At 35.4% G+C, this 12,706-nt stretch carries 11 protein-coding genes; all 11 read left to right on the forward strand.

Features of this window, described 5'->3' with window-relative positions; genetic code table 11:
• Positions 1 to 77: 77 nt before the first annotated feature.
• The 11 genes from BM090_RS00570 to lysS all read left to right on the forward strand — a co-directional run bounded on the left by BM090_RS00570 (position 78) and on the right by lysS (position 12,598).
• Positions 78 to 650: a HEAT repeat domain-containing protein gene (locus tag BM090_RS00570; RefSeq protein ID WP_091505714.1), complete on the forward strand. Its 573-nt coding sequence runs from the start codon at positions 78 to 80 to the stop codon at positions 648 to 650.
• A 12-nt stretch (positions 651 to 662) separates the two neighbouring features.
• Entirely contained in the window at positions 663 to 1,946 is a 1,284-nt protein-coding gene (locus BM090_RS00575) for a WGR domain-containing protein (RefSeq protein WP_091505716.1), read from the forward strand.
• Between the two features lie 14 nt (positions 1,947 to 1,960).
• The gene (locus BM090_RS00580; RefSeq protein WP_091505718.1) at positions 1,961 to 3,217 is read left to right on the forward strand and encodes a leucine-rich repeat domain-containing protein; all 1,257 of its coding nucleotides are present in this window, start codon (positions 1,961 to 1,963) and stop codon (positions 3,215 to 3,217) included.
• Between the two features lie 104 nt (positions 3,218 to 3,321).
• On the forward strand, positions 3,322 to 4,629 hold the full coding sequence (locus BM090_RS00585) for an Imm5 family immunity protein (protein WP_091505721.1): 1,308 nt from the start codon (positions 3,322 to 3,324) through the stop codon (positions 4,627 to 4,629).
• Between the two features lie 108 nt (positions 4,630 to 4,737).
• Positions 4,738 to 5,502 carry a hypothetical protein gene (locus BM090_RS00590; RefSeq protein ID WP_143083825.1) on the forward strand — a complete coding sequence of 255 codons (765 nt, stop codon included), beginning with the start codon at positions 4,738 to 4,740 and terminating at the stop codon, positions 5,500 to 5,502.
• Between the two features lie 116 nt (positions 5,503 to 5,618).
• Positions 5,619 to 6,041: a hypothetical protein gene (locus tag BM090_RS00595; protein ID WP_091505727.1), complete on the forward strand. Its 423-nt coding sequence runs from the start codon at positions 5,619 to 5,621 to the stop codon at positions 6,039 to 6,041.
• Complete coding sequence (locus BM090_RS00600) at positions 6,034 to 7,287, forward strand: DUF3859 domain-containing protein (RefSeq protein WP_091505729.1); 1,254 nt, start codon at positions 6,034 to 6,036, stop codon at positions 7,285 to 7,287. Before BM090_RS00595 ends, BM090_RS00600 begins: the two co-directional genes overlap by 8 nt.
• Positions 7,288 to 7,994: 707 nt before the next feature.
• Positions 7,995 to 9,347, forward strand: coding sequence for an AAA family ATPase (locus BM090_RS00610; protein ID WP_091505732.1), 1,353 nt, complete (start codon positions 7,995 to 7,997; stop codon positions 9,345 to 9,347).
• Positions 9,331 to 9,981, forward strand: coding sequence for an RloB family protein (locus BM090_RS00615; protein ID WP_091505734.1), 651 nt, complete (start codon positions 9,331 to 9,333; stop codon positions 9,979 to 9,981). Before BM090_RS00610 ends, BM090_RS00615 begins: the two co-directional genes overlap by 17 nt.
• A 113-nt stretch (positions 9,982 to 10,094) precedes the next feature.
• Entirely contained in the window at positions 10,095 to 10,610 is a 516-nt protein-coding gene (locus BM090_RS00620; protein ID WP_091505736.1) for a hypothetical protein, read from the forward strand.
• Between the two features lie 272 nt (positions 10,611 to 10,882).
• Positions 10,883 to 12,598, forward strand: a complete 1,716-nt coding sequence (gene lysS, locus BM090_RS00625) for a lysine--tRNA ligase (RefSeq protein ID WP_091507739.1) — start codon at positions 10,883 to 10,885, stop codon at positions 12,596 to 12,598.
• Positions 12,599 to 12,706 lie beyond the last annotated feature (108 nt).

The raw sequence follows: 12,706 nt of genomic DNA on the forward strand, positions 1-12,706 counted from the left end.
AAAATAAGCGAAGATAATTTGGGTATTATCTCTAAAATTAACAGTCATAAATAATAAATCTTTTAAAATAAACGCAGATGGAAAAGCAACAATATTTGGTGATTTCTGAAGAAACTAGCCTTGCCGATATCGCTAATAAATTTTATTTTTATAAGTGGGATTGGATGGATGAAGTAGATGAGCAAGAATCCAGTCCTTACACTCGATGGTATCTTGACAAGCAAACCAATACGAGCATCTATTACAGAGAAGAACAGAAAGATGTATTTTCATCAAGGTATTTTTATGTAAAAGGTACTGATATTGATAACACCATCCTGCAATTACGAGATGCGGCAACCATTTTGTCTCAAGAAGATCTGGTAAAAAATTTCAATCAAGAAACCGATAGTTTAAAGCGTGGAAGTGCAATTTATCAGCTTGGCATTATTCTAACTCTTGAGGCGTTTACGCCATCAATCTTGGCAGTTTTTGCGGCAGGCCTGCAAGACAGTATTCCAGGCGTTCGTATTGCATCACTTTGGGGTATGGCGTGGCCGCATTGGGCTGAATTTAAACCGTTAGTTGAGCAAGCTCTACAAGATGAGGATACTGGGGTGCAAAAAACTGCGAAAGCATTGCTTAACGCACTTGAAAAAGCCAATAAGTAAGCATTTGAAAATATGAAAAAATGGCTTGAATACAACGACGAAAATTCCAGCAAATTCTGGGAAATAGAAGTAATTGATAACATTTTTTTTGTGCGATACGGCAAAATCAATTCTGATAGAAAAACGCAAGAAAAGGCATTTGCCAACAACGAAATTGCGTTAAAAGAAGCGAATAAACTAATTGCCGAAAAAATGAAAAAAGGTTATACAGAAAATGGCAATAATACGTTTATTACTAAAAAAAATTCTAAAAATTTATCCCCGTATTTGAACGATATTTATGGGCTTGATCTGAATTGGGATCATAGTCTTGACGACTGTGATATAAATATTTTTCCAAACTTTTGCGTTGAAAGTATTTATTCAATTGGCAGTACGGGGCACAACCATTTGGTTAAATGTATTTTACCTGAAGTCGATCCTCAGCATTATCCTATTGCTATATATAGCGAAGAGGAAGGCACGTCAAAAGTGATTGCAGCTACGATCGAAACGTGGTTTCCTTCTTATTTAATTTATAGGGTAAACAATTTAATGGAATATTATTGGCATTGCGAAAAGAATGGCTATCTGGATAGTGCTGAATTTACCATCAAAGATTTGAATAATATCTTAGAATTTAGGGAAAATATCACTGCAATTTGCAAGGATTTCGACAATGAAAACTTTTTGTATATTCTTCCAAATCTTTTTAAAACTATTGAAACAAAATCAAAAGATCAATGGAATTATAAAGAATATCTCAAAATAGCTGAAAAAGGATCTGTTATTTCTAAATACATTGCGTTAGAACAAAATAGTTCCGAAGTTGAATTGTCTCAATTTTTCATTGAAAATAAAACGTTTAACGCCGCTATTTTTGCTCTTTTTAAACCCAATACTGTTGTAAAGCAAGAGATTGCATTAGAGGTGTTCAAAAGAAGGCTGAATCACGATTTTGGCAATAGCTCCGAAATTATAAACCTAATAATAAACTGTGCAAACAGTTGTAATTCATATATCAGTAAAGATTCTCCCTATAAACCATTGCTGGAAATTATAGTCAGTAAATCAGATAACAACATTATTTTTAGTGATGAATTTTTTGAATTAGGTAAACGATTAAAAAAGGCTGAATTATACAATGAAGCCATTTCTGCATTCGAAAATGCGATGTATTTTAGTACAGGTGAAAATGAAGAATTTCATTTCAATGCCTTCAAAGCTTTAAAAGGAATTGCAAAAAAAATTAATGATAAGGCGTATGAGAAGTACATTTCTAAATATGCAAAAATCGTAAAAGAATACGAGGAATAGAAATCGAAAATACCATGAAAGACAAAGATTATTTAAAGTCAGAAGAAATAATAAATGCTTCTTTGGGAGGGTTTATGGGCAAAACGCTGACGAATGAAACCAAAGGTATTGAATTATTTCATACATTTAAAGGCGCAAAAACATTTGCACCTTTATTGGTAGCACCCAATATTGAATATATTCGGATTCGCACAGATGCAAAAATCCCTGAATTTGATAGCATTGTGGAGTTAAATAAATTACGGAAAATTGTACTTGAAGGTAATTTAACAATCAATTCGCTTACTGCACTTGAAAAATTTCCGAAACTAAAGGAGTTAGAACTTCAAAAAATATTTCCATTGCTGGATGGTTTAAAGCTAAACATCGAGAAATTAGAAATTGCAAGCACGACTTTGGATAAAGTTAGTTATTTGCGCAATATGCCCAACCTCAAACATGTATCTTTGGGCAATAGTGTCATTTATACCAATATCAATGATTCAACAGATTTCTCGGCAATAAAGCAAATAGAATACCTTTATATTCTTTCAAGAAGCTTGACCAAATTAGACAATCTGAAAGTATTAAAAAATCTACGCTCTTTGTGGATTCCTGCTAATAGAAAACTTAAAAGCATCGAAGGTATTCAAGAAATGAATAATCTTGATGTTTTTGCTTTTTACAGAACTGATGTTAAAGATTTATCGCCAGTTTCAGGACTAAATTTAAAATACATTTCTGGTGGAGAAACTAATATTAAAACCCTTAAAGGTGTTCATCTAAAAGATATTATACGGCTTGAATTAAACAGCACACTTCTGAAGAAATTTGATGCTGAATCAATGCCAAATCTTGAATATCTTAGCCTGTTTAATACTCCTTTAAATAGCCTTAATGAGCTTGAAAACTTCTCCTCAATAAAACAATTATCTCTTGAATCTTGTAATGATATTTCGGATTTTTCTATTTTAGGTAAAATGCCTAATTTAGAAATTCTTGATTTGCATAAAATTTCAATACCTGAGGATACACTCATTAAGATATTGGATGCTCCAAAGCTCAAAATTATCAATGTTGAAGGAAATGACGCGATAAAAAACATAGAGCCGAATAGTGCTATAACAAAGGCTCGTGAACGAAATATTCATTTCTGTTATAAAAACAGAGAGTATGCCGAATTTATGCGTAATTATGATAAACGCTTTGGCACTCTGGCATATTATATGCATCTTTTTGAAGGTGATAAAAACAAATGGACTTATCTTTCAGATAAAGGGTTTCATGTATAGATGATTGAAATTTTCATGGATTTATCTTGCATCAAAAGCGAATAAATATTTTTCTAAAACTGTTGTTATAGTTAAGCGTAAGTTTGAAATAAATATAAAACAGAATGGAGAATAAATCAACTTTATTTCATATTGGAGATGAATTTTATTGCCGAATAATTAAAGGTCATCAAGAATCAGATTATGAAGATTTGATTCATAATTTATATTATCCTGAAGAAATATGGAATTGGAATGCAGAAAAAGGAATGCACCTTAATCCTAAAACTGATATTTCGGAAGAAGAATTGGTTCAGTTTGATGGCAATGATATTATACTGGAGATAGCAAAATTTGTGCAAGGGAATAAGGTTTCCTCTTGGTTATTAGCACGTTTATGGTACTTAACAGATGGGTATATTATAAACACAATAAATAGTTTAGATAATAATTTGGTCGGCAGTTCAGATGGTGGCGATTTTTATACTTACATGCTTATCGAAAATACTCGCGAACCTATTGGAGTTCTAGAATTTAGAGGCTCACCCGATTATTCAAGTATTACTATTACAAAGAGATCAGTGGATTTTAAGGTCCAAAATTTAACGCATTTCTATCGTCAATTTGCAGCTAAATTATTGGATGAACAAAGGCAGTTGAGCATTTGTGAAATTACAGTAAAAGACCCAGAATTATTATTATATCCCTACAAATACGGTTGGAATGGACAAGAATTATTAAGATATTCGGAATACGATGTTCTTGAATGGTTTACCAATAATGGAATGCAGGAATTAAGGCTAATTTTAGAAACTGCATTAGAAAATATAAAAAATAATCCTCTACATCATTTAGAAAAAGGAATCAGAAATACCGTAATTTCTCAAATAAAATCGCATAAAATATTTACACAGCATTACAAAACGTCTGACTTTTCGATTATTCAACGTTTAGAAATGCATTGTATTCAATATACTGGAAAAATTTGGAGTGATATTTGGCCAAATAATGAGACATTCAAACGATTACAGCAAGTTTTTTATCAATTAAAATCTTCTAAAATTCAATCCAGTAAAATCGTATTTTCTTTTGAAAAAGAATGGAAATATATGCAACAATGGGTAGAAGAAACATATTTAACAGATACCAATCACAAACGCCATAAATTCGCCGCTTCATTTGTTGGACTCGCTATGGTTTTATCAATTCATAATATACGCAATAATTCAAAAAATGAGGTTGATTCAGCGTCAAATTGGGAAATAGATTCTGAAACAGATTTTTACATAGAAGATATTCATTTTTATGCAGCTTGTGCTTATGCAAATGGGCTTCCGTATAAAAAAGATGGCTTCGAAATTGGCGATTCGCAGAAGTATCTAACATTTTGGCGATGGTGGCTTTTTGAGGCAATACCGCAAGCATATCGTTAAGCCAAACGAGATAATAAAGGAAAAATAACTAACAGAAATACAGGATTGAATCAAAGTCAAAATTAGTTGTATTTTTACTAGAAGTTATATTTAATTTATATGCATCATATGAAAAAAGTAATCATGGCTCTTGTGGGAAATCATCGTTTTTATGACTTAGAGGTTTTAGCTTCGGTTATTAATATTTTTGAACAAGATAATCTATTAAAACCAGAATATTATTCCTCTGATGATCGTATGTATTACGACTATAATCACGATGATATTATTTCATTTGCGACTGGCGATGTATTACCGTTTGACTTGCAGATTCGGCGTAAAAAACGTATCAAATACAACTCAATAATAAAACTTGATGACAGACCTGGAATAAATATAGATTTCGGTCAGAATATTGCCTCGAAAGATTTGGCGTATTCTTTTGCGTTTGCCAATCGTTTAGCAGAAACATATCGTCCCGATTTTGGCTGGATGCATCTATTTTCTGGTAATCAACCACCTTTTGAAGATGAGTTGGCCAGAAATATATATCGAATTGATATTGGCATGAGTGGCATTGCTCCCCGATATGATCGGTACGGTCCAGGTGGGCTTGGACTAAGAACCTTTATCGGGCCACGCTATGTTGAAATTTTTGGGCGTGAGCTACTTCTCTCCACCCCAGCACATATAAAAGAATTATCGTGGGGCGGGATTTGTATTGATCTCGTTCCAAATCCATGGCAGGCTACGCCAGAGGACATAATTCCTGTTTGGCAGCAGTCCATGGAACATCTGCGTTCTGCACAAGTATTTACGCATATCGAACTGAATGATGTTGGGGCTGTATCATTTGAAGTGAATAAACATCCCTTATCTCGTAGAACCCTTTAAACTGAAGAAGTAACATGAATTGGCACAAACAAGTATTGCCCTACGAGCAGGCGATAGGCGATGTTACCTGGGCGCGCACGTTTGGCAGCGAGTAGTAAGATTAGTGAAAAAACATTATGAAAAAAAGTGAATTAAGTACAGCGCAAATTTCTCAAATCGAAATGATTTATTCTCTGATGAAAAAAGCAGGTTGGAATGGAAGAATATCTAACGATTTGTTTTTCAATAAAGAATTTTATTTTCCGCACGAAGCTGTATTTGATTATCACAATAGAGAATCAAATCTCGTTTTTATGTTTTCTTCATCAAAGGCAAAGGTTGATATCACTATCTCTGACAAATTTGGATATCTAAATTTTGTTGTATCCGTTGATGGCTGTTTTGAGAAACTGTATGAAATATTGACAAAGTTTCAGAATGCTCTTTCTTGTACAAATTATATGGATTTTATTCGGGAAGTTATTTTAAATTTCCCAGATAAAACATTCATTTACGAAAATGATGAGCTTAAAATATTAAAGCTAAATAAAAATGGATAAACAAACTATAGAAAACGAATTAATTAATTCGTATTTGGAAGCAGAAAATGCTAAAAAATTGAATTTAGATTTTAAAGAAAAAAAAGCCATTTTCAACAACTATTACGACCAATTAGTTGAAATAGAGCCAAGTCTCACACCAGCAAAAGTGGCTAATTTTATTTCAGATCAACTAAAAGCTGAATACGGTAAAATTTACTTTTTAGTTTTCAATATGCGACTCGAAAGTATAACGTTGCCTTTGAACGAAGTACTTCTTACGGTGGATATTCGAAAAGCAGGCACCTTCCAAAAACCTGATGTCGATAACCTGATGCCCGACGATATGCACATTATCGACCCAAGCGGCAAGGTGGAAGCTGATGTAGAGGTGTATTTTGGTGTTGCCTTCGTCGTTACCAATCTTACTAAACAACCGATCACCATCGAATACCGTTTGGAATATCCGCCCATGACCAACCCCGATACTGGAAAAACCAATACGGGTTCGTCAGAAAAAATCAAATTTGATCCTGGCGCAACCGAAAAAGGCCATTATTACTATTTCCTCGACGAATGGGAAATGGTGGAAGGTGCTTGGGAATTTTCGTACACGGCTCCTAATGGCATGAGACTTTCGAAAATATTTGACGTAAAGAAAAATATTTTGAGCAAAAAAATTGAAGCAAAAACTGACTTGCCAAAGCAAGAACCTCATCAGAGAAAAAGTTTTTACTACTTAGAAATGATTGCCGAACCAGGCGGAATGAGTGAAGTATTTGAAATGGTTTCAGGCTCTGCCGAAAACATAAAAAACATGATAACAAGCAGAATAAAAACGGCTATGGGTTTTTATGCTTTACTCTCATACGGACAGACAATATTGATTCACAAGTACATAGATGGAGTGCGTACAAATTCCATTGATGCTCACCAGTTTTTGAAGGTAAATATACCTAACAAATTATCCGCTTCTTTTTCGGAGGACAACAAACCTGTAATACTGGATATTGACGGGAAACCAATCGACAAATCAAGTCTTGTTGATTTTCTCTTTGATTATGTTGCTTTTGATGAAAGTACAGAAACAGTTTTTTGGGGCGATTGGGAATCCAAATTAGGGGCACTAACAGGCGATATTGCCTCAAGCCAAGAAGAAATATATTTTGATGGAAATATACTCACAGCAGATACGGTCAATGAATTCAATTCGGGCGAGTCTTATTCGATTGAAGAATTTATGGAAATATGTAAAAAACCTGTTTAAGGCAACTCATGATGTTCAGCGTTTGCACCATAGTCAGGCGGCTATAGTGCGAACGCTGAACCTACAAAGAACAATCCTTACAAATTCCTGTCAGCACACAATTAACATTTTCGACGTGATAACCACTCGGAACAGCAAAACGAACCGCTTCGGGCAAACATTCTATGGTCTGGCATTGAGTACAGCGAAAATGAAAATGATTGTTAGTGAAAACTTTTTCGTCACATTTCACACATACCGCAAAATACTGCTTTCCGTCCTCTCTATGATTTTATGTACTAATCCATCTTCACAAAAACGGTTTAGCACTCTGTAAATAGTAGCTCGGTCAATTGCTACGTCTATTTTTTGTTCAATGGCATCACTGCTCATGGCCTTTAATGTACTTGCTTGCGGTCTTGGGAGGAAGTATAAATGCTATTCATGGGTTTTGTTTTTGATTAGGCGATGCGTGCGAAGCACAAATAAGTTGTATTCACTTGGCAGTAGAGGGCGACATACGCTGCACAGACCAACCAAGCACAATAAAAACACAAAAACGCTTGGAAAGGCGCACAGATTTAAGATTTTGCAAAGAGGTATATAAAACTTTGACAGGGCACGCACTCATAAACGTGAAAATTTCACACAAAACAAGAAATAATATTTTTTATTTTTTAAAACACAAACAGATTAAGTATATTTGCGTGAAATAATCACACAAGGCTATGTTAATAAGATTTGTATTAGAAAACATGTTCTCTTTTGGCGAAAGAAAAGAGTTTACTACAATACCCAATACGAGACTAAAAACATTACAGGATCATAAGTATAATGTAAGTGGATTTGAAATACTCAAACTTTCATCCATTTACGGGGCAAATGGCGCGGGAAAATCAAACTTAATTAAATCTCTTTTTCAGCTTCAAAAACTGATTACGAGAGAAGAAATCCCCTTCAAATTAAAAGACACTCAGTACAAATTTGGTCGTCAAAAGGAACAAGTTTTAGCAGTTGAATTTATTCAAGAGAATACGCCTCTATACTATGGAATCGTATTTTCCGAAGATAAAATACTAGCAGAAGAATTGTATATCTCTGGACTGGGCAAAAAAGAAGATAAATTAATTTATGAAAGAAAAACCATTGATGAAAAAACTACAATTAAATTTCTTGATGAATTTGAAAATGACGAAAAAAGTCTGGTTCTCAAGGATGTTTTATTAGAAGAGTTTGTAAAACCCAATGAGCCAGTATTAAAATTATTATCGAATAGAGATAATAAATTTTTAAAAGATGTGAAGAAAGCGTATGGATGGTTTTCTGAAACGCTGCAAATCATAACACCAGATTCAAAACCAAGAGCATTAGCCCATAAAATTGATACTGATATTGATTTTAAAAAATATGCAGAAGATTTAATGCGCTCTTTTAATATTGGGATTAAATCTTTAGGAACCGAAAAAAAGAATATTCGAGAATTTTTCGGAGAAGATAATGAGAATGAGCTTGACAAGCTGATAAAAGAAGTGGAAGATTCGCCTAAAAAAATGCTGGGACTACGAAGCAGACGTGGAGATGAATTAGTCTTAGTGAAGGAGCATGATACGATTTGGGTTAAAACTTTAAAAGTTGAACATTCTTCAAATAACAATTCTGCTTTTTTTGATTTGGATGAAGAGTCTGACGGAACCGTAAGACTATTAGATTTTGTACCAGCTTTCAAAAATGTAATTTCGTCAGAAAAAGTATATGTTGTTGACGAAATAGAAAGAAGCATACATCCACTTTTAATAAAAGAGCTTGTTAAAAAATTCTCGTTAGACAACCAAACTAAAGGGCAATTGCTATTCACAACACACGAATCTAACTTATTAGACCAAGAAATCTTTAGGCAAGATGAAATTTGGTTTGCAGAAAAAGATTTGAATGGCTCTACGGATTTGTACTCGTTGAGCGATTTTAAGGAACACAAAACAATTGATATTAGAAAAGGCTATCTTAATGGTAGATATGGTTCAGTTCCATTCTTGGGAAATTTAGAAGACTTAAAATGGCACAATTATGATTTTAAGCAATAGGCTTTTTGAAAGACAAGCTCCAAGCAGAGAAGCGAAAAGTGTATATATTTTCTGCGAAGGAGCCAGAAGAGAATATCAATATTTCAACTATTTTAGAGAAATTGATTCTCGTATTAAAGTTGAGGTAAATAAATTAAAATCAGATGAAAACAATTCGCCGAAAGGTCTTTACGAATTAGCCGAAAACTCATTTATTGGAGAAAAACCAAAATTTACAATCCAAGAAAATGACGAAATATGGATTGTTTTAGATACTGATCCAGACAAGGCCAATAGCCGAGCAGAACAAATAAAACAAGTGAAAGAAGATTGTCAATCAAAAGGCAATTGGTTTGTTGTAGAAAGCAATCCTTGCTTTGAAGTTTGGTTATTCTTCCATCAAAATGAAAAATTTGAAGCGTTTGACGCTGATGATTTTTGTAAAGGTTGGAAACAAAAAGTAGGTGAGCAAGGCGGATTTGATTCGAGAAAACATCCTATTTTTATAGAAGAGGCCATTCGCAATGCTGAAAGGAATTACCGAACGAATGAAAATAACAGGCCATTAAAAGGTTCGTCCGAAGTTTATTTATTAGCAAAGAGTATATTCGCTGTAATTAAAAACAAAATAAGAGCAGCCAAAAATAAATTATAAAAACACAAAAACGTTTGCAAAAGCCATACTTATTTAGGATTTTGCAAAGGAATGCCAAGCAAGATAACGGTTTGTTTATACGGATGTTAGTAACAATTTAAAAATAAAACAGAATGACGGAAAAAATCATATCACTACATAAGTATTGGATATATGCTGACAAAATGAGATTACTTTTTAGAAATGCTGTAAAAGAAAATGCAGAAGAAATACAAAAAGAGTCTCATAACGAAATAGAAGCATTTGTCAAAACACATTTAATGTTATTAGGTGAATTTGGTATTTTTAAAAGTTTTTGGTATAGTTCATTATATACAGTAATCGAAGGTTATCAAGATTTGAAGTTATCAATTCCTGAAATAGACGAGTTACTTGATGCCGAAAATATTGGCAAGCTGAAACTTTTTAGAAATGGAACATATCATTTTCAAAAAGAAATTTACAATCATAAATTATTAGCAGTAGACCAATCAGACGAATTTGTTGAGTGGATTTATAAAATCCATAAAGAATTGGGAAATCACATTATAAAGGCTGGAATGAGTCAATTTAGCGAGGATGCGCAAAAGAGTATAAAAAACAATATGAACTCTATATTTGGAGTAGATTTATCAAATTTACTTGAATAAAAACTTCCTACAACAAGAGTAATTGTTGCACACGGCTCCCTGCCCCAATCAAAAAGTAGAACATGATTCTAATATTCACCACGGCCTGTGTTTCGCATAGGCCATTTTTATTTTGCCCACCACACACGGGCTGTTTTAGCTAAAATCTTATTTGTATTTGGTGGCATAAGGCTTTTTAGTTAGTTTTGCGCCTCATTTTCAGACAACTGAAAAGGCCTGAAAATCAAGGCCAATGCGTTATAGCACCCATTATTTTATTCAATAAAAACAATATGCATCTTAGCGAACAAGAATTACAACGCCGTCAGAAACGCGAGGAACTGATGCGTATGGGCATCGACCCATATCCTGCTGCGCTTTACGAAGTAAATGCCACAGCCGCCGACATTCACCAAAACTACGAAAGAAATAAGCTTGATTATAAGAATATATCGTTAGCGGGTCGCTTGATGAGCTTCCGTATCATGGGAAGTGCCTCGTTTGCCGAATTGCAGGACAGCACAGGCCGCGTACAGTTGTATTTCCGTCGCGACGACCTCTGCCCTACCGAAGACAAAACTTTATACAATACTGTTTTCAAGAAATTGCTGGACATCGGCGATATTATTGGCATAAAAGGTTTTGTGTTCACGACCCAAACAGGCGAAATCTCGGTACACGTAACCGAATTTACCTTATTGAGCAAATCCCTGAAGCCTTTGCCTATCGTGAAAGAAGCCGACGGCGTGGTACACGATGCCGTTACTGACCCCGAGCTTCGTTACCGTCAGCGTTACATGGATTTGATTGTGAATCCGCACGTAAAACACGTGTTCGTACAACGCGCCAAAATAGTTAGCACGATGCGCCGTATGTTCGACGACAGGGGTTGGTTGGAAGTAGAAACCCCGATTTTGCAACCGATTCACGGCGGCGCGTCGGCACGTCCGTTCAAAACGCACCACAACACGTTGGATATGCCATTGTATATGCGTATCGCTAACGAATTGTATCTCAAACGCTTAATCGTAGGCGGTTTTGAGGGCGTGTATGAGTTCGGGAAAATGTTCCGCAACGAAGGCATGGACAGAACCCACAACCCAGAGTTTACCTCGTTGGAATTTTATGTGGCTTACAAAGATTACAATTGGATGATGGACATCACCGAAGAAATTTTTGAGAAAGTAGCCAACGCCCTTCACGGCGACACAAAAGTAACCGTAGGCAGCAACGTAATAGATTTTGCAGGGCCGTACCCGCGTCTGAGCATCGCGCAAGCCATCGAAAAATACACAGGCGTAAACGTGGAAGGTATGGACGAAGTTACACTTCGCCAATATTGCCGCCAATGGGGCATCGAAGTAGATGAAACCATGGGCGTAGGCAAATTGATAGATGAGATTTTCGGGGAAAAAGTAGAAGGCGAACTCATTCAGCCGACATTTATCACGGATTACCCCGTAGAAATGTCGCCGCTTACCAAAAAACACCGCAGCAAAGCAGGTTTGGTAGAGCGTTTCGAACTTTTCTTGAACGGAAAAGAAGTTGCCAACGCTTATTCGGAACTTAACGACCCTATCGACCAACGCGAACGCTTTGAAGACCAATTGCATTTGGCCGAGCGCGGCGACGAAGAGGCCATGGCCATGGACGAAGACTTTTTGCGTGCCTTGGAATACGGTATGCCACCAACGGCAGGTATCGGCATCGGTATCGACCGCCTCACGATGATGATGACCAACCAACATTCTATCCAAGATGTGTTGTTCTTCCCGCAAATGAAGCCCGAAAAACGCGCCGTGTTGCCAGTAGCCGCCGACTTCGTGGCATTGGGTGTGCCTGCGGAATGGGCGGAAGTATTGGTTCGTTTGAATTTCCCGTCGGTGGACGAGTTCAAGGCGGCCAACGCCAACAAATTGCTCAACGATTTGGGCGGTTTGCGCAAAAAAATGAAATTGGACATTAAAGCCGCTACGATTGACGAAATCAAAGCATGGCAAGGTAATTAATTGATACACAACCCTTATGGGCTTAAAAACTTATAAGGGTTATTTTTTATAAAAGCTAATAAGGCTTCAAAATACACACAAGAAATTCTTGGGTATCTTGAAGCCTTA

Source organism: Flexibacter flexilis DSM 6793 (genome assembly GCF_900112255.1).
GTDB lineage: Bacteria > Bacteroidota > Bacteroidia > Cytophagales > Flexibacteraceae > Flexibacter > Flexibacter flexilis.